Annotated in this window: 21 protein-coding genes; 4 read left to right on the plus strand and 17 right to left on the minus strand. The window is 64.2% G+C overall.

Annotated features, from left to right (window positions below; genetic code table 11):
* Nucleotides 1-34 precede the first annotated feature (34 nt).
* The gene (locus ACX4ZE_RS05595) at nucleotides 35-658 is read right to left on the minus strand and encodes a hypothetical protein (RefSeq protein ID WP_480272214.1); all 624 of its coding nucleotides are present in this window, start codon (nucleotides 656-658) and stop codon (nucleotides 35-37) included.
* Nucleotides 659-764: 106 nt separating this feature from the next.
* Between ACX4ZE_RS05595 and ggt the strand changes: the two genes are divergently transcribed.
* Complete coding sequence (gene ggt / locus ACX4ZE_RS05600; RefSeq protein WP_480272257.1) at nucleotides 765-2,681, plus strand: gamma-glutamyltransferase; 1,917 nt, start codon at nucleotides 765-767, stop codon at nucleotides 2,679-2,681.
* Between the two features lie 256 nt (nucleotides 2,682-2,937).
* Here the strand turns inward: ggt and ACX4ZE_RS05605 are convergent, their stop codons facing one another.
* The 4 genes from ACX4ZE_RS05605 to ACX4ZE_RS05620 form a co-directional block, all read right to left on the minus strand.
* Entirely contained in the window at nucleotides 2,938-3,462 is a 525-nt protein-coding gene (locus tag ACX4ZE_RS05605; protein ID WP_480272215.1) for a PH domain-containing protein, read from the minus strand.
* Nucleotides 3,447-3,929: a 6,7-dimethyl-8-ribityllumazine synthase gene (ribH, locus tag ACX4ZE_RS05610; protein WP_480272216.1), complete on the minus strand. Its 483-nt coding sequence runs from the start codon at nucleotides 3,927-3,929 to the stop codon at nucleotides 3,447-3,449. Before ribH ends, ACX4ZE_RS05605 begins: the two co-directional genes overlap by 16 nt.
* 31 nt (nucleotides 3,930-3,960) lie before the next feature.
* Nucleotides 3,961-5,220 carry a bifunctional 3,4-dihydroxy-2-butanone-4-phosphate synthase/GTP cyclohydrolase II gene (locus ACX4ZE_RS05615; protein WP_480272217.1) on the minus strand — a complete coding sequence of 420 codons (1,260 nt, stop codon included), beginning with the start codon at nucleotides 5,218-5,220 and terminating at the stop codon, nucleotides 3,961-3,963.
* Nucleotides 5,221-5,447: 227 nt separating this feature from the next.
* A complete protein-coding gene (locus ACX4ZE_RS05620) occupies nucleotides 5,448-6,071 on the minus strand; it encodes a riboflavin synthase (RefSeq protein ID WP_480272218.1) in 624 nt (207 codons plus the stop codon).
* Nucleotides 6,072-6,534: 463 nt separating this feature from the next.
* Between ACX4ZE_RS05620 and ACX4ZE_RS05625 the strand changes: the two genes are divergently transcribed.
* Nucleotides 6,535-6,963, plus strand: a complete 429-nt coding sequence (locus ACX4ZE_RS05625) for a hypothetical protein (protein ID WP_480272219.1) — start codon at nucleotides 6,535-6,537, stop codon at nucleotides 6,961-6,963.
* Between the two features lie 24 nt (nucleotides 6,964-6,987).
* On the opposite strand, the gene rpe is transcribed toward ACX4ZE_RS05625, so the two are convergent.
* On the minus strand, nucleotides 6,988-7,641 hold the full coding sequence (gene rpe / locus ACX4ZE_RS05630; protein WP_480272258.1) for a ribulose-phosphate 3-epimerase: 654 nt from the start codon (nucleotides 7,639-7,641) through the stop codon (nucleotides 6,988-6,990).
* A gap of 96 nt (nucleotides 7,642-7,737) precedes the next feature.
* Between rpe and ACX4ZE_RS05635 the strand changes: the two genes are divergently transcribed.
* On the plus strand, nucleotides 7,738-8,160 hold the full coding sequence (locus tag ACX4ZE_RS05635; RefSeq protein WP_480272220.1) for an anti-sigma factor: 423 nt from the start codon (nucleotides 7,738-7,740) through the stop codon (nucleotides 8,158-8,160).
* Complete coding sequence (locus ACX4ZE_RS05640) at nucleotides 8,160-9,023, plus strand: RNA polymerase sigma factor SigF (protein WP_480272221.1); 864 nt, start codon at nucleotides 8,160-8,162, stop codon at nucleotides 9,021-9,023. Before ACX4ZE_RS05635 ends, ACX4ZE_RS05640 begins: the two co-directional genes overlap by 1 nt.
* 53 nt (nucleotides 9,024-9,076) lie before the next feature.
* On the opposite strand, the gene ACX4ZE_RS05645 is transcribed toward ACX4ZE_RS05640, so the two are convergent.
* The 11 genes from ACX4ZE_RS05645 to rpoZ all read right to left on the minus strand — a co-directional run bounded on the left by ACX4ZE_RS05645 (nucleotide 9,077) and on the right by rpoZ (nucleotide 21,637).
* Nucleotides 9,077-10,513 (minus strand): RsmB/NOP family class I SAM-dependent RNA methyltransferase, encoded by a 1,437-nt coding sequence (locus tag ACX4ZE_RS05645; RefSeq protein ID WP_480272222.1) that lies wholly within the window; start codon nucleotides 10,511-10,513, stop codon nucleotides 9,077-9,079.
* A 275-nt stretch (nucleotides 10,514-10,788) separates the two neighbouring features.
* Nucleotides 10,789-11,712, minus strand: a complete 924-nt coding sequence (gene fmt / locus ACX4ZE_RS05650; protein WP_480272223.1) for a methionyl-tRNA formyltransferase — start codon at nucleotides 11,710-11,712, stop codon at nucleotides 10,789-10,791.
* Nucleotides 11,712-12,278 carry a peptide deformylase gene (gene def, locus ACX4ZE_RS05655; RefSeq protein WP_480272224.1) on the minus strand — a complete coding sequence of 189 codons (567 nt, stop codon included), beginning with the start codon at nucleotides 12,276-12,278 and terminating at the stop codon, nucleotides 11,712-11,714. Before def ends, fmt begins: the two co-directional genes overlap by 1 nt.
* Nucleotides 12,279-12,566: 288 nt before the next feature.
* Entirely contained in the window at nucleotides 12,567-14,123 is a 1,557-nt protein-coding gene (locus ACX4ZE_RS05660) for a multicopper oxidase family protein (RefSeq protein ID WP_480272225.1), read from the minus strand.
* A 309-nt stretch (nucleotides 14,124-14,432) separates the two neighbouring features.
* Entirely contained in the window at nucleotides 14,433-14,852 is a 420-nt protein-coding gene (locus ACX4ZE_RS05665; protein ID WP_480272226.1) for a DUF6153 family protein, read from the minus strand.
* Between the two features lie 250 nt (nucleotides 14,853-15,102).
* Nucleotides 15,103-16,011 carry an esterase/lipase family protein gene (locus tag ACX4ZE_RS05670; protein ID WP_480272259.1) on the minus strand — a complete coding sequence of 303 codons (909 nt, stop codon included), beginning with the start codon at nucleotides 16,009-16,011 and terminating at the stop codon, nucleotides 15,103-15,105.
* 149 nt (nucleotides 16,012-16,160) lie between these two features.
* Nucleotides 16,161-16,295: a hypothetical protein gene (locus tag ACX4ZE_RS05675; protein ID WP_480272227.1), complete on the minus strand. Its 135-nt coding sequence runs from the start codon at nucleotides 16,293-16,295 to the stop codon at nucleotides 16,161-16,163.
* Nucleotides 16,296-16,314: 19 nt separating this feature from the next.
* Complete coding sequence (locus ACX4ZE_RS05680) at nucleotides 16,315-18,528, minus strand: primosomal protein N' (RefSeq protein WP_480272260.1); 2,214 nt, start codon at nucleotides 18,526-18,528, stop codon at nucleotides 16,315-16,317.
* A gap of 80 nt (nucleotides 18,529-18,608) precedes the next feature.
* Nucleotides 18,609-19,820, minus strand: coding sequence for a methionine adenosyltransferase (metK, locus tag ACX4ZE_RS05685; RefSeq protein WP_480272228.1), 1,212 nt, complete (start codon nucleotides 19,818-19,820; stop codon nucleotides 18,609-18,611).
* A gap of 232 nt (nucleotides 19,821-20,052) precedes the next feature.
* Nucleotides 20,053-21,312: a bifunctional phosphopantothenoylcysteine decarboxylase/phosphopantothenate--cysteine ligase CoaBC gene (gene coaBC / locus ACX4ZE_RS05690; RefSeq protein WP_480272229.1), complete on the minus strand. Its 1,260-nt coding sequence runs from the start codon at nucleotides 21,310-21,312 to the stop codon at nucleotides 20,053-20,055.
* A 43-nt stretch (nucleotides 21,313-21,355) separates the two neighbouring features.
* The gene (gene rpoZ / locus ACX4ZE_RS05695; protein ID WP_040780043.1) at nucleotides 21,356-21,637 is read right to left on the minus strand and encodes a DNA-directed RNA polymerase subunit omega; all 282 of its coding nucleotides are present in this window, start codon (nucleotides 21,635-21,637) and stop codon (nucleotides 21,356-21,358) included.
* Between the last annotated feature and the right edge of the window lie 24 nt (nucleotides 21,638-21,661).

The following is a 21,661-nucleotide window of genomic DNA, read 5'->3' on the forward strand; positions in this document are numbered from 1 at the left end:
GTGGCCGCGTTGCCCGGTCATCGTTATCCGACCGTCAAGGATCCCGGATACCGAACCATGCCTTGGCCTCCGGTCGGCCCAACAGGTGTACCACGGCCGCCGAGGCACCGAGCGAATACCCTGCGGCGGCGACGCCGACCAGCGGCGGGACCGTCTCGAGATCACCTATCACATACCACCCGACAACAGCCTGCAGGAGCGCGAAACCCATTGCCAGCGCGCGCACGAAGCACGCTCCTTCGACAAACCCGAAGGCGAGCAGTCCGAGCGCCCAGGCGACACAGAATTGGGTGGCTGCCGTAGCTGCCGCGTCCGCGCCACGGGTCAGTCCCATGAGCACCGGGTAGACCAGCGCGAACCCCGCCATACCGAATACGGCTTCCCGCGCCTCTCGAACCGCCTCCGGCATGGCCATTTCCGCACCGGAGGCCGATTCTTCACCACAGTACGCTGCGCTCATGGACGCACCCCTGTCGGTACCGAACGAACCGATATACCCGATGAACCTCCTGACCGGACCGTAACACGGTCCTATCCCGGACAACTCGAACTTCGACAACTCGGACTTCGACAACTCGGACTTCAGCAACTCGGCTTCGACGATCGGTAGGAGCAGGCACCAGGGCGAAGCGGCAACCGAGCACGGTGGCTCCGCCATCAGCGGTAAGGGCGATCTCTTTCGAGGAAGTCGACCAGCCAGGGCCCAGGTAGCGGGATATAGAGTCCCTAACGTGAACCGCAAGCAAAGAATCAGCGTCGCCATCATGGCGCTTGTACTCGCCACCGGAACGGCTACAGCCTGTTCCTCTGGCGAAGACCAGGCGAACGGCATCTGCGAGATCGTCCCGAATGGTACGCCGGTGGCTGCGACCGCTTCAGAGTCGACAGACAAGGGCGCGAAAGATCTGAGCACCCATCCCGAAGTCGCGACCGGATACCGCGCGGACATGACGCCGGTGCGCACACACACATTCTCGGTCTCGACCGCCAACCCGGTGTCGACCAAAGCCGCGTGCGAGGTGCTGCGGGACGGAGGTACCGCCGCAGACGCCATAATCGCGGCGCAGACCGTGCTCGGGCTGGTCGAACCACAGGCCTCCGGTATCGGTGGCGGCGCCTTCCTGCTCTATTACGACGCGAACACCAAGACTGTGGACGCTTATGACGGTCGCGAGATGGCGCCCGCTGCCGCGACCGAGAATTATCTGCGCTGGATCAGCGACACCGATCGCACAGAGCCCACACCGAACACCCGGGCCAGCGGCCGCTCTATCGGAGTGCCCGGTGTTCTGCGGATGCTCGAACTGGCCCATCGCGACCATGGCAAGACCCCATGGCGCGAGCTGTTCGATCCCGCCATCGGGCTCGCTGATCGCGGATTCGCGATCAGCCCCCGTCTTGCGAGTCAGATCGCCGATTCCGCGAAAGACCTCGCTATCGACGAGAACACCAGGACGTACCTCCTCAATCCGGACGGCAGCCCGAAGTCCGTCGGTACTGTGCTCACCAACCCTGCCATGGCCAAAACACTCAACGCTGTCGCCACTGAGGGCGCACAAGCCTTCTACACCGGCGCCCTCGCCGACGATATCGTCGAAGCCGCGGGCAGCTCATCCAGCGGGCGCACCCCAAGCCTGATCACAACCGAGGACCTGAACGGCTACCAGGCGAAGAAACGCACAGCACTGTGCTCCGACTATCGCGAACACGAGATCTGCGGCATGCCCAGTCCATCCTCTGGCGGCCTCACCGTCGCCGCAACCCTGGGCATCTTGGAGAACTTCGACCTGTCGGCCCTGCCTCCGGACGAGATCGACCGTAACGGCGGGAGGCCGAAGGCCGAGGCCGTGCACCTCATCTCGGAGGCCGAACGTCTCGCCTACGCCGACCGCAATAAATACGTGGCAGACACAGATTTCATTCCTTTGCCCGGAAATTCGGCGCAGACCCTGTTGAACAAGGATTACCTGCGCCAGCGCGCCCAGCTGATCAACCCCGACCACAGCATGGGCACCGCACGAGCAGGCGATTTCGGCCCGGTCCCGCTCGGCGTCGGTCCTCAGCCCCCCGAGCACGGCACCAGCCATATCTCGGTTGTGGACCGATACGGCAACGCCGCCAGCATGACCACCACTGTCGAGTCCGCGTTCGGTTCGTTCCATATGGTCGACGGCTTCTTCTTGAACAACCAACTGACCGATTTCAGCGCCGACCCGCTCGGTGTCGACGGCGTGCCGGTGGCCAACCGTGTCCAACCGGGTAAACGCCCGCGCAGCTCGATGAGCCCCACCCTGGTGTTCGCCAAGAACGCCGATGGCTCGCGCGGCGAACTCACCCATGTCGTCGGTTCGCCGGGCGGTTCTGTGATCATTCAGTATGTCGTGAAAACCCTCGTCAACCTGTTCGATTGGGGACTGGACCCGCAACAGGCGGTCTCCGCGGTCGCGTTCGGCGCCGGTAACAGTCCGGTCACCGGTGTCGGCGGCGAGCATCCGGCGATCAACGCCACCGATAACGGCGACCACGATCCGCTCGTGCTCCAGCTGCGCCACCTCGGCCATCAAGTATCGGTCGCGCCACAATCCAGCGGCCTCAGCGCTTTGGAACGCGACGGCACTAACGGCTGGATCGGCGGTGCCGATCCCCGCCGTGAGGGTGTGGTCCTCGGCGACACACACTAGGGGCGACACGCACCAACAAGGTCATCGCGCCGATCTCGCTGTCCCTGAGTGCGCTTACCGACTCCGGTGAGCGCACTCAGGGACAGACCGGTGATCGCGGTTTCCCGCTCGACGTCTCCCCTAGCGCCCCTCGAGACACCGACATCCCGGCATACGCACTGCTCGAAAACACAGCTGGGAACTGATCAAGCGTGATAACCCGAGCCGCGCGGACAGTCGGCGCAAGACCGGAGAACTGGTTGTGCCGCAGCGCCGATCAGCGGCCGGTTTCGGTCACTGTATATTTCGCTCCGAGTTCGCGCAGCCGGTCCATGGCGCGCGCCGCGTGCTCCTTATCGTTGGAACGAATAGCCAGTAGAGGGACGTATTCGTCGTCGATCAATTCCAGACGCGCCCAGGATTTCCGATCCGGAAACGACACACCCTGAATGTACTTCCAGGAGAAGTCTTTGTCGCCCATAACGTTCCGCACAGTGACGCCATGGGCACCGGCTCGCACTCTCGGCCTGGTCAACAGCAACACCGCCGCGCCGCCGAGAACACCGATGACGATCATCGCGATCTGGTCGACAAACCGGAAGTTGACACCGGTCGACCCGGTACGCAACGTGACGCCACCCACAGTGAATATGACCGCGATCAGCACCGCCACGATCCGGGACGTCCGCACTGCGCGCAGCGGACGTACCTCGAACTCCCATTCGAGCGCATCGCCGGGGGCCGCGTGCGCACTCGCATTCCTCCGGAACAGACGGTCGATCGGCATCACTGCGCGGACCACCGCAGGGAGCGCAACGTCAGAGCGGCGTCCAATGCCGCGGCAGCGGCCTGCTCACCCTTGTTCTCCAACGAATCGGGCAGTCCGGCTCGATCGAGTGCCTGCTGTTCGTTATTGGTGGTCAGTACCCCGTTGGTGACCGGGGTTCCCTCATCCAGGGATACCCGGGTGAGCCCAGCGGTCACGGCGTCGCAGACGTACTCGAAATGCGGTGTTTCGCCACGGATCACCACACCGAGCGCGACCACCGCGTCATGTGTCCTGGCCAGTTCCTGAGCCACCACCGGCAACTCCATGGCTCCCGCACAACGCACCACTGTGATGTGCTGAACGCCGGTATCTTTGGCCACTCGCTCAGCATTCGCGAGCAAAGTGTCGCAGATCCGCGTGTGCCAACGTGATGCGACGATGCCCATGGTGAGGGCCTTGGCGTCGGCCAGAGCGAAGGTTGGTACCCCGGTACCGCTCATCGATATCCACCTTTCGGAGTCTGCCCGCAGGTCAAGGTGCAGTCTCGCCGAGATCTAGTTCTTCGAGATCCAGCTCGTCGAGACCGATCAGATCATGTCCCATCCGATCCCGCTTCGTGCGCAGATAGTGCAGGTTTTCCGAGTTGGCGCGCAACGGCATCGGCACCCGCTCGGTGATCCGCAGGCCGTAACCGTCCAAGCCGACCCGCTTGGCCGGATTGTTGGTGAGCAGCCGCATCGAACTGATGCCGAGATCTACCAGAATCTGCGCACCGGTGCCGTAATCGCGGGCATCAGCGGGCAACCCCAGCTGCAGATTCGCCTCGACCGTGTCATGCCCGGAATCCTGTAACTGGTAGGCCTGCAACTTGTGCATCAGGCCGATGCCACGCCCTTCGTGGCCGCGCATGTACAGCACGACACCACGTCCTTCGGCGGCGACCATCTCCAGCGCGGCATCCAGCTGTGGACCGCAGTCGCAACGCAGTGAGCCGAACACGTCTCCGGTCAGGCACTCCGAATGCACGCGCACCAGGACGTCCTCGCCGCCGCTTATGTCGCCGCGCACCAGCGCGACATGTTCGACCTCGTCGTAGATGCTCTGATAGCCGACAGCCTTGAACTCGCCATGCGCTGTGGGAATACGCGCCTCGGCAACCCGCACCACGTGCTTCTCGTGCTTACGCCGCCACGCGATCATATCGGCGATGGAGATCAGCGCGAGTTCGTGCTCGTCGGCGAACACGCGCAACTCCTCGGTGCGGGCCATATGGCCCTCGTCCTTCTGGCTGACGATCTCACAAATCACGCCCGCCGGCCGCAACCCCGCCATCCGCGCGAGATCCACAGCGGCCTCGGTGTGGCCAGGGCGGCGCAGCACGCCGCCGTCCTTGGCGCGCAGCGGCACCACGTGACCGGGCCGGGTGAAGTCGTCGGCCTTCGCATCGGCATCAGCCAGCAGCCGCATGGTGGTCGCACGGTCGGCACCGGAAATCCCGGTGGTAATGCCTTCCCGTGCGTCCACCGAGACAGTGTAGGCAGTGCCGTGTTTGTCCTGGTTCATCGCATACATCGGCGGAAGGCCGAGCCGATCACAGTCGTCGCCGGTAAGCGGGACGCAGATGTAACCGGAGGTATAGCGGATCATGAAGGCGACCAATTCCGGGGTGGCCTTCTCTGCCGCGAAGATGAGGTCGCCCTCGTTCTCGCGATCCTCGTCGTCGACGACGACAACCGCTTTACCAGCGGCGATGTCGGCGACTGCGCGCTCGATACTGTCGAACCTGGTCACGTCTGCTGCGCTCCATCTCGAAATAGGTGCCCTACTACAGTACTGTGCCCGGTTCGTCACGCCTGCGGCACCGCGAGATTGCTGTATGCGCACTACGCCAGGGCCGTTCGGCGTCGCGCGACCGGATGAAGCGCAAGCCTGGAGCGTCGACGAACAAGAAGCATCCGGACACGCATCGACCGGCTCCGTACCGGAGCTATCGCTGGTCGAATCGTCCCGAACCCCACTCAGCCGCGCTGCTGGAGGCGTTCGACGTATTTGGCGATGACATCGACTTCCAGATTCACCAGAGCACCGACGGAAGCCGCGCCGAGGTTGGTCAACGAGAGTGTGGTGGGGATAAGGGAGACCTCGAACCAGTCCCGGTCGTCGTTCTCACCCAGCTCGTCCGAGACGCCGAGGGTTGACACGGTGAGCGAGACACCGTCGACAGTGATCGAGCCCTTTTCCACCACATAGCGGGCAAGGTTTCCTGGCAACGAGATCCGCACCACGTCCCAGTTCTCGGACGGGGTGCGTGCGAGCACGGTGCCGGTACCGTCGACATGTCCCTGCACCAGATGGCCACCGAGTCTGCTGTTCAGCGCGGCAGCGCGCTCCAGGTTCACCTTGGCACCGAGCCCCAGTGCGCCGATGCTGGAACGGTTGAGCGTCTCTGCCATGACGTCAACGGTGAACGAGTCCGCGTCGATAACGTCGACAACGGTCAGGCACACCCCGTTCACGGCGATCGAATCGCCGTGAACGGCGTCGGAGGTCACCAGCTTGCCCTTGATCGTCAGCCGCGCGGCGTCGGTCAGCTGCTCGCTGGCGATTATCTCGCCGAGTTCCTCGACGATGCCTGTGAACATATGCCATGACTCCTGTCGCATCGTTGTCGTCCGATTGCCGGACGACATGGACGCCGGTCGCGGCGTCCGCGTCTGTTCAGACTGTCTGTTCAGACTAACGGCGCCACGTCGTAGCGATAGCGCGCATTCCACTCCGTGCGTGCGCTGGCTCTGCGGGACCGAAGCAGACCGCCGACCAAGCCGATGACACCTCCCCTCTGGACACAACCATGCCGCGTATTCATACGTGAAAGACGAGAGAAGCGATATCGTTGTAAAGCCGATTCGCCCGTTCAATGGTCGACACGAGCCGTTCTTCACACCGGCCCTGAATCTATGCCGTGCCACTACAAAGCCGTGCCACTACAAAGCCTGACGCACCATGCTCGACTGCTCGAGGAAAACAACGTTGGGAAAGAACGAATTCTGCACATCTGGGGGCGCGATGATTACATTTCTCGATTCGACGCCGGAGGCGCGATGTATGCGGTACGTCCGCGAATTCCGCCTTCCCGCGGCACTGGATACCGGCTCGCACCATATCCTGCTACGCATCGGCATCGATTACGGTGCCATCAGCATGCCTACCGAGCTGGGCGAACAGGTATTGCGGCGATTGACCCAGGAGGGGATCGCCGGTCCGGTCATCGACCATCCCCGGGCCAGACGGTGGACCTTCCTTACCGGTCCTGCTCGGCCCGGCCTGCTCGGCACCGCGGTCTCGGCCGAATTGTTCCGGCTGTACGCCACGGTGGCAGGCGCGGGCTGCCAGGTCGTGCTGCCCTCTCCGGACGATGAACGTACCGGCTACCGGACCTGGATCCGATCACCCGAGAACCCCGCGCGCCGACCATCGCTGAACATGGTGCTCGCGGCGATACGCACCACCGCCCGTGAAATCCGAGCCATGTAGCTCATGCCCGGTCGGGTAGTCCGGTCAGCGCGTGTGCACCGCCGCCTGCCTGCGCAACGCCTGCACGGCGCTGGCCGGGTCGGCGGTGCTGTAAACTGCGGACCCGGCGACGAAGCAGTCGACCCCCGCTTCCGCGGCGGCCTCGATGGTGTCGGTGTTGATGCCGCCATCGATCTCGACCAGCAAGCGCAGCTCGCCGGAATCGACCAGGTTGCGCACGATGCGCGCCTTCTCCAGCACCCGCGGGATGAACGCCTGCCCGCCGAACCCTGGCTCCACGCTCATCACCAGCAGTGTGTCGAACTCTCGCAGGATCTCGAGGTATGGCTCGATCGGTGTGTCGGGCTTCACCGAGAGCCCCGCCTTGGCACCCGCGGCACGGATATCGCGCGCGACCGCGACCGGATCATCAGTGGCTTCTGCGTGAAAGGTCACGTTGCGCGCGCCTGCTTCCGCGTAGGGCGGAGCCCAGCGGCCCGGATCCTCGATCATCAGATGACAATCCAGCGGGATATCGGTCACCTTCAACAAGCTTTCGACCACAGGGAGGCCGATGGTGAGGTTCGGCACGAAGTGCGCGTCCATCACATCGACGTGCAGCCAATCGGCGCCGGCGACAGCCTCCACCTCATCGGCGAGACGCGCGAAATCAGCGGACAGGATAGACGGGGCGATCATCGGCGCGGCCGGGCGCGGGTAACTCGGGGTGGGCACAACGGGGAAGTCTAATGGTCGCCGAGGTTGTCCGGCGCGAGAGTGGGTAGCCTGCATAGGGTGATCAATATTTCGGCGGAACAGGGGCTCTACAGCACTCCGGTAGAGATTCGGGTGGCTGCGTCGGTGACACAACTGCCCATTGTGCGTGGGCTCGCCGAAACTCTCGTCCTCCTCAGTGATTTCACACTGGACGAGGTGGCCGACATCCGACTTGCCGTCGATGAGGTCTGCTCGACGCTGATCGCTCTCGCCGCTCCGGAAACAAGCCTGAACTGCCGGTTCACCGTAGGGGACACCGAACTCTTCGTCCGGGTCGACGGCGTGGCAAGCAAACAGGGACTGCCCGACCAGCACAGCTTCGGCTGGCATGTACTGCGCACACTCACCGACGCGGTGGACGCGACGCAGGATTCGTTCGATGCGACAGTTTCCGGATATCCGACGACGGTGCGGTTCCGTCGGGTCCGGGGGAAGGCGTAGTGGCGGACGAGGATACCGTGTTCGATTCCCAGCAAGACGACGATGCCGACACCCTGACCACAGAAGAGGACACCGAAGACAGCGAAGCCCTGGAAAATTCCGACACGGTACCCGGTTATGACGATGTCGGCGTGCTCTTCCAACAGCTCGCCGCCACGGAGACCGGGTCGGCGCGGCATACCGCACTACGTGCGGAACTGATCAACCGTTGTATTCCGCTCGCCGATCACATCGCCCGCAAGTTCAGCGGACGCGGTGAGCCGTTCGACGACCTGACCCAGGTGGCCCGAGTCGGACTGGTACATGCGGTGGACCGTTTCGACGTCGAGCGGGGCTCCAACTTTCTGTCCTTCGCGGTGCCGACCATCATGGGTGAGGTCCGCCGGTACTTCCGCGACAACACGTGGGCTATGCGTGTCCCCAGACGAGTCAAGGAGACTCACCTGCGCATCGGCGCGGCGATCGACTCCCTCTCCCAGTCCCTCGGCCGCTCGCCGACCGCCAAAGAGATCGCGGCGGAACTCGGGGTGGAACCGGACGAGGTTACCCAGGCTGTCATCGCTGGCAACGCATACCAGCCCAGCTCCATCGATGCGGCCACGCTCGGCCGCGAAACAGAGGCCTCGCTGCTGGACACCCTCGGCGAGGAAGAGTCCCAGTTCGACCGGGTCGAGGAGTATGTCGCGATCCGACCGCTACTGGCCGGGCTGCCCGAGCGGGAACGCCGCATCCTCACCATGCGGTTCTTCGAATCGATGACCCAGACCCAGATCGCCCAGCAGATGGGCATCTCCCAGATGCACGTATCGCGTATCCTCGCGAAAACACTTGCTCGCCTGCGCGAACAGTCCAACCGGGAATGACCGTGCGCATCGAGACGCGCGGCCGAGGGGATTCACACTGCTCGCGCGGGAGTTCAGCGTGGCTTGCGCAGCGCAGCCAGGAACATGGCATCTGTGCCGTGCCGGTGCGGCCATAGCTGTACTCCCGGTCCGTCTCCCGCATCGGTGACATTGGGCAACAGATCGCGGGTATCCACGTATTCCGCACCGAACCTGCGTGCGACAACAGCGACAACAGATACGGTCTCAGGTAGATGTGGTGAGCATGTGGAGTACACCACGACCCCACCTGGGCGCAGCAGATCCCACGCGGCGGCAAGTAATTCGCGTTGCAATACGATCAGCTCACGGACATCGGCGGGAGTACGCCGCCAGCGCGCTTCCGGCCTCCGCCGCAACGCCCCGAGACCAGAGCACGGGGCATCCACCAGGATGCGATCGTACCCCGGAGTCAACCCACTGGCCCGGCCGTCCGCGACATGAACCTCGACCGGGAGATCGTGCACTGCCTTACGCACCAGTTCAGCGCGATGCTCAGCAGGCTCGACCGCGTCCACCTGGAAACCATCGACCGCGGCGAGCGCTCCTAGCAACGCGGCCTTGCCCCCTGGCCCTGCGCACAGATCGAGCCAACGGCCGTTATCCGGGCCGTCGAGACAAGCCCGGGTCAGCGCGAGCACCACCAACTGGCTACCTTCGTCCTGGACGGCCGCCATACCCGCACGCACCGGTTCGAGCTTGCCTGGGTCACCTCCGTCCAGGTACACCGCATACGGCGACCATTGCCCTTGCGTACCGCCGGTCACCAGCGCGAGTTCCTCCGCAGTGATGTCACCGGGCCGGGCTACCAGATGTACCAGCGGGCGGGCATCGTCGGCGGCGAGCGCCTCACGCAATTCTCCTGCCCGTGCGCCGAGCGCGTCGGCGAATGCCTGCGCGATCCACACCGGATGCGCGTACTCGAAAGCCGACCGGCCCACCGGGTCGACGGGAGCAAGCATCTCGATCCACTGTCGCATGGTCTTCTCCCCCGCCCGGCGAAGCACAGCGTTGATGAAACCAGCCTTACCCACGCCGAATTCGGCGCGGGCCAACGTCACCGAGGTGTCGACGGCGGCGTGTGCGCCGATCCTGGTCCGCAATAGCTGATAGACACCGAGCCGCAGCACATCCAGCAGCGGTCCATCGATCTCGTCGATCGGCCTACCAGCCCCCTCGGCGATCACCGCGTCGAGCAAGCCGAGGGACCGGCACGCACCGTAGGCGAGTTCGGTCGCCAACGCCGCGTCGCGTCCGGACAATCCCCGTTCTCGCAGCAGTGCAGGCAGGATGAGATTGGCGTATGCGTCCCGTTCACGCACCGCGCGCAGCACCTCCCAGGCGACCGACCGCGGCGGTTCGACCGCTTCCCGGCGAACTGGCCCGCCGGTAGTCCCTGGTCCTTGTCGCGTTACCGCTTTCGGTACGGTACGGGCCGAGCGCCGTTGCGTGGAACGATCCGATCTGTCCACCTCCGACCGCCGTTGCCCCTCTGATCCGCGCCGCTCCGCCCGATCGCGCCCATCCTTATCGCCTCGGGACCGCTGCTCAGCCGCCCTCGGTCGTCCCCCGCCGTTCCGGTCTTGCTGCCGGGCCACGCGCGGGGACTGCCCCTGCGCACGGATTCGACCAGACGCGGCGGACCGGTCAAGGCGACCGGACCGATTCGCGCGATTCTGCGCACCGACTTGTTCGTCCCGTCTCCGGCTGCGCTCGTTGTCCTCACCGGAGCGATTGTCGCGCGCGCTCATTCACCCACCATTCCCGGTCGCAACCGAGCACCACGCGCCCAGTCGAGCGCGGCCATTATCCGTTTGCCTTGCGGCTGCACCTGGCCGAGCCGCACGGCAGTGGTGGCGGTGCCGATGTAAACGCCCGACTTGCGGACTTCGATCACCCGCTCTGGCAGTACCTCTTCGACCAGCTCGACCGGGCCGAGCTTCACTCGAGTGCCATCGACCTCGGTCCATGCCCCTGGTGCCGGAGTCACCGCACGAATCCGCCTGCTGATGGCCAGCGCGGGCTGGCTCCATCGAATGTGCCCGGCCTCGCCACCGAGCTTGGGCGCATAAGTTATCCCCTCGTTGGACTGCGCGATCGCCTGCACAGTGCCGTCCTCCACTCCGTCCAGCGTCGCTTCCAGCAGCCGAGCACCACTGTCGGCCAGTCGTTGCAGCAACATCCCCGCAGTGTCGGTGACCGAGATCTTTTCGGTCACCACTCCGAACACGGGGCCGGTGTCCAGTCCGGCTTCGATCTGAAAGACGGTCGCCCCGGTGATCTCGTCGCCCGCGTCGATCGCCGCCTGTACCGGCGCGGCGCCACGCCAGGCGGGCAGTAGCGAGAAATGCAGGTTGATCCAACCGAAGCGCGGGATGTCGAGTATCTGTTGAGGAAGAAGCGCACCGTAGGCCACGACCGGACAGCAGTCCGGCGCCAATTCGGTGAGCTGCGCGATGAATTCCGGCTCCGTCGGCCGCCGCGGGGCCAGCACCGGAATGCCGTGTTCGTCGGCCAGCCTGCCGACCGGCGACCGAGTCACTTTCCGGCCACGTCCGGCCGGCGTGTCGGGCCGGGTCAATACCGCGACCACTTCATGGCGCGCCGATTCCAGCAAACACCGCAGCGACGGTACCGCCGGTTCCGGGGTACCCGCGAAGACGATGCGCATCAGCGGTCCGATCCGAACAGATCGGACCGGCTGACATTACTCAACGAGCGTGTGGATCGCATCGTCGACCCCGCCGCAAACCAATCGGATTCACGAATGAACCGCATCGCTTCCTTACGCTGCGCCGGATCGAGCCGATCGATGAACAACACGCCGTCCAAGTGATCGGTCTCATGCTGCACACACCGAGCCAATAACCCCTCGGCCTCGAATGTGACCACGGCACCGTCGAGGTCGACACCGGACGCGCGCACACGCAACGCCCGCCGCGTGTCATAGCGCAAGCCAGGGATCGACAGACATCCCTCCGGGCCGACCTGCTCCTCGTCGCCGACGACCTCCCATTGCGGGTTCACCAGATGCCCGGCGGCGTCTCCGGTGTCGTAGACGAACACTCGTAGCCCGACCCCGATCTGCGGCGCGGCCATACCGACCCCACCGTCGTCGTGCATGGTCTCGGTCAGGTCGGTAACCAGCTGTCGCAGCTCTCGGTCGAATACAGTGACCTCCGCGGCACGAGCACGCAAGATCGGGTCGCCGAACAGGCGAACTGGCTTAATGGTCACGACTGACTCCCGGAAGCGAACGAATATGGTCGCCTCATTCTAGTGAGGCGACCGGAAATCCCTGATCCACCAGCCAGAAGCTGGTAGAACTCCTGCGCGGTCCGGGTGGAGTGTCGATCCATCCGCCCAGCCGCCCGGAACGATCCTGATCGGCAACCCGAATCGGTCGACCGAGCTTCTATCTGCCAACGATCATCGTCCGCGTCCGCGGCGACTGCCGATGGCGTCGATGGATCTCGGGCGATACGGTAGCAACTACGAATCGCGTGCAGGACAGTGGCAATCGTGTCAATACACGTAGGACAGCACGCTCATCATTCCCGCTTCGGCGTGGTACGCATTGTGGCAATGCACCATCCATTGTCCCGGATTATTCGTGTCGAGATCGGCTTCGACGGTTCGCATCGGTAACACCAGCGAAGTGTCTTTACGAGGCCCATTGCCGGTGGAGTTGTGTACCTGGAACGTATGGCCGTGCAGATGTATCGGGTGATACATCATCGTATTGTTGATAAAGCGCAACCGAATTCTTTGTCCTGCGGTGACGTCCAGATCCGTGTGATTGGGGAACGCCTTCCCGTTGATAGTCCAGATGTATTTCTCGGCGTCGGAACCGAGTGTGAGATCGAGTGTCTTGTCCGGTTTCCGACTCGGCAACCGTACCGCTTCGGCGGCAATCAGCTTGTCCGCGGTGATCGGGGGAGCATCGAGTTCGGCTGGATGTATATCGGCTGATGGTGCGGCGCCTCCGCCGGTACGGATCAGGGCGAATCCTTGGCCGGACTTCCCTTCGGCAGAAGCGACAAGCGGGAATACCCCGTCTGCCAAGTCGATGACCACGTCATAGCGTTCACCCATACTGATCAACAGACTCGCGCCCGTGACCGGTTGCACCGGGTAGCCATCGCTATGAGTAACACGCAACTGATGACCGCCGACCGCCACTCGAAAAGCGGTGTCCGCGGCAGCATTGATGATCCGCAGCCTCATCCGCTGTCCCGGCCGTCCGGCGAAGGTCGCCGGATCGGTACCGATCTTGCCGTTTATCAGGTAGAAGGGATAACGCACGTCACCGGCGTCGGAACCCAACGGCCTGCTGGGATCGACACGCATCGGCATCTTCGATGAACCGCCCATGTGCATACCGCTATGGCCCATACCGCCCCCCATATGCATTCCCGCCATACCCTTGTCACGCAACTGCTGCAACTGTTTGTCCGGGTTGCGGCCATCGATGCCGTCGAGCCAATCATCCAATACGACAACGGCCTCCAGGTCGTAGCCGGTGCCGTCCGCGGGATCTTCGACGATCAGCGGCGCGTAGAGTCCTCTGTCGAGTTGGACCCCAACGTGCGGATGGAAGAAATAGGTACCGGCATCGGGCACGGTGAACTCGTAACGAAAACTCTTCCCTGGTTCTACGGGCGGCTGGGTCACGCCAGGCATACCGTCCATATCGTTACGCAATGCGATGCCATGCCAGTGGATTGTCGACGGGGCAGGCAACGCGTTGGTGAACTCTGCTCGTAACACCTCGCCGCGGGTAAGGCGAATCTCCCGCCCGGGAAGCCTGCCGCCATAGACCCAGGTCTGCACTTGAATACCACCGAGATCCACCGTGGTGGGCTCGGCACGGAGCGCGACTTGTCGAACTGTCGCCGAAGCGGATCGGCGGTTGTTCTCGGCGGCCAGGACCGCGTCGGAATCGGGCTGGACGAGAGTGGTCGAGGTCTGCCCATCCTTGCTGCAGGCGGCGAGAGCTGTGGCCGCGGCGACGCCGGTGCCAAGTGCGAGGAAGCCGCGTCTGGTCATTGGTGTCGAATGCGGGGACTGTCGGGACAGCATGGTGGTTTCTCCCTGATTTCTGGTGTTCGAGTGCTGCGTCCTCGTTGTTCAGGACGCCAGGTGTGCGGTATCCCGTGCGACGCGATGGCTCGGCGCCATAGGTATCGAGACCGTCGGCGCAGCGAGGTCGAGCGGGCGGCTCGGTAGATGTTCCACACCGGTCGCCACAAGCCGGGGAGAATGCGCCCGGTATGCCTGGTCCGGCACACCGGCTTCAGACCCCACGCAGAGCGAAATGCGATCGGCTACGGATTCCGAGCAGGCGAGACTGCCTCCGAAACGCTCGGCGCGCGGAAGCGACCGACTCTGTCAGATCCGCAAGATCGTCAACTCGGCCAGGGAGAGCACTGTCCACGGTGGTGGACGTGCTTGGTCCGCTCGGGGGTGACGAGGCTTCGACAGAAGACTGCCGCCGATACCGGTCCCGAACCAGTAGAGCAGTGCGAGACCTATCGCCAGGGTTATATCGGACAGGATGAACACACATGCGTGCGTCACTTCGTGCCCGCCGTCATGGTGTTTGGTACTCAGTGCGGAATCAGAGGGTTGGCCGTGGTCGACTATTCGCAGCACTGCGGCAGCGGGCTCGGCCACCGTATTTTCGGGGTGAGCGTCGGAATGACTCCACAACGGGCTGATATGCATGACAACGATGCCGAACAGCAGCACCAGCAAGCCGAGGGTTCGGGTCGCGCCCGGTCCTCGAAACGGAAGGTGCCGAAAGATCACGTCGACATGATAGGCGCGCTGCGGAAGCACATACACACCAACCCGTATGGGGTATACCACATACTGCCTGCGGCCAGGACCACACACCGCAGCGACACGGCAATCCCGTTCTGGCCGAACTGGTCGTCCGAGACGGGATTCCGGAGCACTCGCCGCAGAACACCTATGATTCGAGGACACCTGCCATCAACACCTCGACGGCGGTAGGAGGACATGCCTGTTCCCCGCATCGTCCGCCGGAGATCGCAGGTCACGAATTCCCCGCAATGATCACTTCGGGAATACCGGTACCTAGTGGGACCGGTCGGCATACCGGGGCAGGGCTGCTCGGGTCGAGCACGTTGAGCAACAACCCCTGCACGAACGGGTCGTACACCATGTGGAAATGCCCGGTGAGGTCGACCGGGCACAGATCCTGCAGGACCAGGTTCCTGGCGCCGGGCCCTCGCAACTCGATGTTGTCGAACGGCTGGATCATTTCATCGACACGGCTGCCGATGGTCACATATTTCACACCAGGGACGGTATCGCCGCCCGCATTGAGATCGAGCATGATCGGTGATCCCTCGGCCTGCTGAACCGCAGCGAGCGACGTCATCCACGCGAACACATGCATGGCACCGGGAATTGCCTCGACGAGGGGCACCAGCCCGTACATCTCACCACCATAACTGGGCGAGGCTAGACCGACCCACTGCTCGACCTTGGGCGCGCCGCCGAGCTTATTGGTGTAATAGCGCGTCACAACGGCACCTTGGGAGAACCCGACCAGATCGACCTTGCTCGCGCCGGTAGCCGCGAGTACCCGGTCCACGAACTCCCCCACCTGATGGGCACTCAACACCAGATCACCGGTTCCATAGCTATCCGCGCCAGGACTGCCGCCATAGTTCAGCGCGAACACGCAGAATCCGGCCGCGGCCAAATGCGGCGCGATGACCGACCAGTCGGAATAGGCCGTAGAGTCGGTCCCATGCGCGAGCACCACCGGCCGGGGATGCTCAGCGCTCGGTACGCAGTCGAAGTTGTTAGTGCCCATCGGGGCCACATTCAAATGGTTCTTCTGATACCGCGCGGCGGCCAGATGGTCGGACTGCGGTGGCCCGTAGTTCATCGGTACGTCGGGCGGACGGAAGTTACTGGGCTCAGCCGACGCCATACCGGAGCCCAATACGGTGGCTCCGGCGAACAACCAGGCCAGCATGACGCTCCGCAAGGGTGAACAACTCCGAATTACTGATCTACTCCGCTGTTGCATATCACAATAATCCCCTTGATCGGATCGGATTTCCTACTTGTCGGGCCGTTTCACATCCGTTCGCTGATCTCGGTGAGGAGTTCCGCGGCGCGTACATCACACCATGTCTGCCCGGCTGCCCCGAGCACGACCCGGATATCACCAGCACGACCTGCCCACGCCCTTCGAACAGCACGATCATCCATTGTCGGCGCTCGCCCTACCTCAGCCGATGTCGATCGGGTCGATCTGGACGCGTAAAGGGGCTTCGGAGCGGTGTGTGCTGCGCACCGCCTGGGCGGTGCGTAAAGCGTGCGCCAGTGCCGCTCCGGAAGCACGCTCTACCCGCAGCAGCACCCGCTCGACCTCGGCGGAAGAATCGCCGGAGGAGAAGGGCTTGCGCGCGCCGTTCGGCAACGGCACCGGGCCCAATCGGTCGACGGTTTCTGGCAGATCTGCCGCGGAGAGCAATCCGGCGATAGCGTCGATAGTGCCGTCGATCGCGGCAAGGCGGACCGCGGGCGGAAACCCGACCTCGGCGCGCGCGGCCACCTCGGCGCGCGCTGCGCCCACCGGATCCCAGCGGACCAGCGCCTGCACAGTGGGAATCGACGGCTCGGCCATCACGATGGCCTGGCCATGTGCGCGGACTAGCGCGGCAGCGGCCATCCAGCGCCGCAACGCGTCCTCAGCGGCCCGCAGATCCGCACGACCGAGTAGTGCCCAGCCATCCAGCAGCAACGCGACCCCGTAACCACCGGGGACCATGGGTTCGGCACCCACAGTCGCGACAACAACCTGCGGCCCCGGCTCCACAGTGTCGAGCACAGCTCCTCCTCCGGAACCACGGATCGGCACACCGGGAAACGCTCGGCCGAGCTCCTCTGCTGTGCGAGCCGCGCCGATCACCGCTGCGCGCAATGCACGCGACCCGCAGGTAACGCAGCGGAACGCGGCCTCGGCGATGCCACACCAGCGACAAGCGGGACGCTGAGCGACCACACTGGTTCCTGCTGCCGATCCGCGTGCCTCGGGCAGGGTGAGCGGACCGTTGCAGCGCCTACACTGAGCGGAGGTGCGACAAGTAGCACAGGCCAACGCTGGGATGTAGCCACGGCGTGGCACCTGCACCAATACCGGCGCGCCCTCGCGTAATGCGGCACGGGCCGCCGCGAACGCGACACCGGGAATCCGGACCGCGCGCGCGACCGGGTCGCGTTCCAGCGCGATATCGCTGTCACCAGGAGCGCTGATTCGCGGAACGGCTTTGCGCAACACGGCACGATCGGCGATCACATCGTGCGCCCAGCCAGAATCGACCAGCGCTTGGATTTCCGCGGTCCGCGCGAAACCTGCCGCCACAAATGCCGTCCCGGTCTCGTGTGCGCGCAGCAACGCCACCTCGCGCGCGTGCGGATAGGGGGCACGCGGTTCTGCGTAAGTACCGTCACCGTCGTCCCAGAGGGCGATCAGCCCGAGGTTCACCGCAGGCGCGAAAACGGCGCTGCGGGTGCCGACCACCACCCGCGCTGCACCGCGCAGCACCGCAAGCCAGCGCCGGTATCTGACCGCGGGGCCGAGACCAGCCGCAAGACCGACTACTGAATCCCCTACCAACCGAACACATTCCGTCAATACGCGATCCAGATCTCGCTGATCAGGGACTATGAGGATCGCGCTGCGCCCATGCCTGGACACTGCGGCAGCGAGCTCGGCCAGTCGCCGCGGCCAGTTCTCGCCGGGCAGCGCTTGCCAGGCCGCACGCGCGCCTTTCCCCTGCGCCAACGCACCGAGAAAGGCGTCGCCATGGACGTACCGCTTCCATGCTGTGATGTCCACAACGCTGTCCGAGAGCGCCGGAGCCTCCGGCATACCAGCTGATACAGCCGAAGAATCCTGTGCCACACAATCATCGATTTCTGTCGTGGACAGAAACGACACCCGCAGATCCACACTCGCATGGTGTATTCGTGCCGAATGCGCCGACATTTCTCGCGATTCGGCCTCGACCGCGTCGGCCACCACCGAGGGAGCAAGCACGGTTTCACCACAGGCATCGGAAACATCCCTTGCCGCAGAGGGTTTTCCGGTTCTCCTGTTTTCGGTGCGGGCATGGCGCGGGGGAACGGCCAGCCGCAGTACATCAGCACGGGTACCCGCATACCGCGCAGCCACTGCGGTAGCCAGCTCGAAGATCTCCGGCGTCAACACACGTTCGCCGGAGACGACCCGCTCCAGCTCGACCAACTTGCCACTGTGATCACTGCGTGCAAGCCGGGTGATCAGATAGCCGTCGACGAGACGGCCCGCGAAACGCACCCGAACCCGAACCCCCGGCTGGGCGATCTCGTCCAGCTCAGGGGGAACCAAATAATCGAAACAGCGGTCCAGGTGCGCCGGTGTCAACAGTGGAAGCACGCGTGCGATCGGGCACCGCACTGCTGACGAGCCCGCGACCGGATTATCCGCCGGTTCGGCGGGAGCGCCCGCCACGGGCTCGCTCACTCCGCCTGATCAGGTCAGAGACCGACGGCCGCACGCAACTTGTCCGCGCGGTCGGTGTGCTCCCACGGCAGATCGACGTCGGTGCGGCCGAAATGACCGTACGCGGCTGTCGGCGCGTAGATCGGGCGCAGCAGGTCGAGATCGCGGATGATCGCGCCGGGGCGCAGGTCGAACACCTCGGTGATCGCGGTGGAAATACGTACCGGATCTATCCGTTCAGTACCGAAGGTCTCGACGAACAGCCCCACCGGAGCCGCCTTACCGATCGCGTAAGCTACCTGCACTTCGACCCGGTCGGCCAAGTCGGCGGCGACCACATTCTTCGCGACCCAGCGCATGGCGTACGCGGCCGAGCGATCCACCTTCGACGGGTCCTTGCCGGAGAAAGCGCCACCACCGTGGCGAGCCATACCCCCATAGGTGTCTACGATGATCTTGCGGCCGGTCAGGCCCGCGTCGCCCATGGGGCCACCGAGCACGAACTTGCCGGTCGGGTTGACCAGCAGCCGAACCTGCGAGGTGTCCAAGGATGGCACCTCCAAGTCTGCGAGCACCGCGTCGACGACTTTCTCCCGGATATCAGGCGCGAGCAGGTTGTCCAAGTCGATATCGGCAGCGTGCTGTGTGGAGATGACGACCGTGTCGAGGCGAACCGGGCGGTCGCCGTCGTACTCGATAGTGACCTGCGTCTTGCCGTCCGGACGCAGGTAGGGAAGCACACCGGTCTTGCGCACCTCGGTCAGCCGACGCGATAACCGATGCGCGAGCGCGATCGGCAGCGGCATCAACTCACGAGTATCTTTGGTGGCGTAGCCGAACATCAGGCCCTGGTCGCCCGCACCCTGCCGCTCTATCTCGTCGTCGGAGCCACCGATACGCGCCTCATGCGAGGTGTCCACCCCCTGCGCGATATCCGGTGACTGCGCACCGATCGCGATGTTCACACCGCACGAATTACCGTCGAAACCCTTTGCCGAGGAGTCGTATCCGATCTCGAGGACCTTGTCTCGGACGATACGCGGAATATCTGCGTAGGCCGACGTGGTGACCTCACCGGCGACATGGACCTGACCGGTCGTCACGAGGGTCTCCACCGCGACCCGGCTGCGCGGATCTTCCGTGAGTAACGCGTCGAGAACGGAATCGCTGATGGCATCGCAAATCTTATCCGGATGCCCCTCGGTCACAGACTCACTGGTGAAAAGCCGGCTGCCGGAAGTGCCCACAGTTCTTCCTCTCCCTCAACGGGTTACTCGTATCGGCTTGTGACAGTAGCGTGATCCGCTACCCCGCAACCCTCTTATTCCAGACTATTCCCATACCGCCGCTGCGACGAACCCGCCCCGCACAGCTCGTCCCGCTTGCGAAACACACGATGTCGGCGGATGACGCCAACGAATACCAGCTGATCAAAGGACGATCCTGACAAAAGCGCGGCCGAAGCCGACGCAGCGAAGATCAACGCAACAGCGCACCCAGCGCATCGAGCACCCGGCTCGCGAGCAATGCCTTCGAGCCGTGATCGAGCGCCTGCTCGGTGCCGTCCGCACCGAGCAGCCAGCCATCGTTGGTATCCACCTCGAATGCCTTGCCTTCGCCCACCGCGTTGACCACCAGCAGATCACAGCCCTTGCGTTTCAGCTTGGCCCGAGCATGGGTGAGGACATCGCCGTGCTCGTCGCCGGTCTCCGCAGCGAAACCGACGATAGCGGTGTCGGGCAGCTGACCGTCGCGCCGCGCCTGCACCAGTCCGGCGAGGATATCATCGGTCTTGGTCAACGTGATGACGTCTGGCTCACGCGCACCCTTCTTGATCTTGGCCGCAGCCACGTTGGCCGGCCGGAAATCCGCGACAGCCGCAGCCATGATCACCGCGTCTGCTCCGACGGCGTGCTTGTCGACAGCGGTCTTCAACTGTTCGGCGGTGGTGACGTGCACCAGGTCGACGGCAGCGGGCGCGGCCATTTCGATCGTATTGCCCGCGATCAACGTGACCTGAGCGCCGCGCTGAGCCGCCACCCTGGCGAGGGCGTAGCCCTGTTTACCAGAGCTACGGTTACCGAGAAACCGCACAGGATCCAATGGCTCCCTGGTTCCGCCTGCGGTGACGACCACCCTGCGACCGCTCAGATCGCGCGGAATCGCGTCGGCGCGCTCCAAGAGCAGCGACGCGAGACCGAAGATCTCCTCCGGTTCGGGGAGCCTTCCCGGACCGGTATCGACACCGGTGAGTCTGCCTGCGGCAGGCTCCATGACGACCGCGCCGTGCGCGCGCAGTGTCGCCACGTTGGACATCGTCGCCGGATGCTCCCACATCTCAGTGTGCATCGCCGGCGCGAACAGGATCGGACATCGGGCCGTCAACAAGGTGGCGGTAAGCAAGTCGTCGGCACGACCGGTCGCAACGCGCGCCATGAGGTCGGCAGTCGCCGGGGCGATGACCACCAGATCCGCCTCCTGCCCCAGCCGAACGTGCGGGACCTCAGGCACATCATCGAAGACCCCGGTACGCACCGGGTTCCCGGACAACGCTTCGAAAGTAGCCGTGCCGACGAATCGCAGCGCCGCCTCGGTGGGGATCACCCGGACGTCGTGTCCGGTCTCGGTGAATCGCCGAACCAGCGAACAAGCCTTATAGGCGGCGATCCCCCCACCTACGCCGACGACGATCCGAGTAGTCACTGCCCCTCCGGTAGTCACTGCCCCTCCGGTAGTCACTGCCCCTCCGGCTTGGTCGTAGTCACGGCGAACCCGGCTCGCCTCACTCGCCTTCGGAGTGTTCGAGTAGGTCGGCGTGGATTTCGCGCAATGCGACCGACAGCGGCTTCTCTTGCAACCCCGGCTCGACCAGCGGGCCGACATACTCGAGGATGCCGTCGCCGAGCTGGTTGTAGTAGTCGTTGATCTGACGGGCCCGCTTGGCCGCGTAGATGACCAGGGCGTACTTGGACGAGGTACGCTCCAGCAACTCATCGATCGGCGGGTTGGTGAGGCCGACCGGCGTGTCGTAGGCGGGCGCGGTCTTGGTGTCCGTACTGCTCACTAGGGGACTCCTGCTGTATCGGAT

The organism is Nocardia sp. TBRC8007 (genome assembly GCF_056629435.1).

Excerpts from the sequence above, each read along its gene's own strand:
- ACX4ZE_RS05595 (WP_480272214.1), bottom strand. The coding sequence starts at position 658 with ATGGCGGAGCCACCGTGCTCGGTTGCCGCTTCGCCCTGGTGCCTGCTC.
- ggt (WP_480272257.1), top strand. The coding sequence starts at position 765 with ATGGCGCTTGTACTCGCCACCGGAACGGCTACAGCCTGTTCCTCTGGC.
- ribH (WP_480272216.1), bottom strand. The coding sequence starts at position 3,929 with ATGAGCGGTACCGGGGTACCAACCTTCGCTCTGGCCGACGCCAAGGCC.
- ACX4ZE_RS05620 (WP_480272218.1), bottom strand. The coding sequence starts at position 6,071 with ATGTTCACAGGCATCGTCGAGGAACTCGGCGAGATAATCGCCAGCGAG.
- ACX4ZE_RS05625 (WP_480272219.1), top strand. The coding sequence starts at position 6,535 with ATGCGGTACGTCCGCGAATTCCGCCTTCCCGCGGCACTGGATACCGGC.
- rpe (WP_480272258.1), bottom strand. The coding sequence starts at position 7,641 with ATGATCGCCCCGTCTATCCTGTCCGCTGATTTCGCGCGTCTCGCCGAT.
- fmt (WP_480272223.1), bottom strand. The coding sequence starts at position 11,712 with ATGCGCATCGTCTTCGCGGGTACCCCGGAACCGGCGGTACCGTCGCTG.
- ACX4ZE_RS05660 (WP_480272225.1), bottom strand. The coding sequence starts at position 14,123 with ATGCTGTCCCGACAGTCCCCGCATTCGACACCAATGACCAGACGCGGC.
- ACX4ZE_RS05670 (WP_480272259.1), bottom strand. The coding sequence starts at position 16,011 with ATGGCGTCGGCTGAGCCCAGTAACTTCCGTCCGCCCGACGTACCGATG.
- ACX4ZE_RS05675 (WP_480272227.1), bottom strand. The coding sequence starts at position 16,295 with ATGGATGATCGTGCTGTTCGAAGGGCGTGGGCAGGTCGTGCTGGTGAT.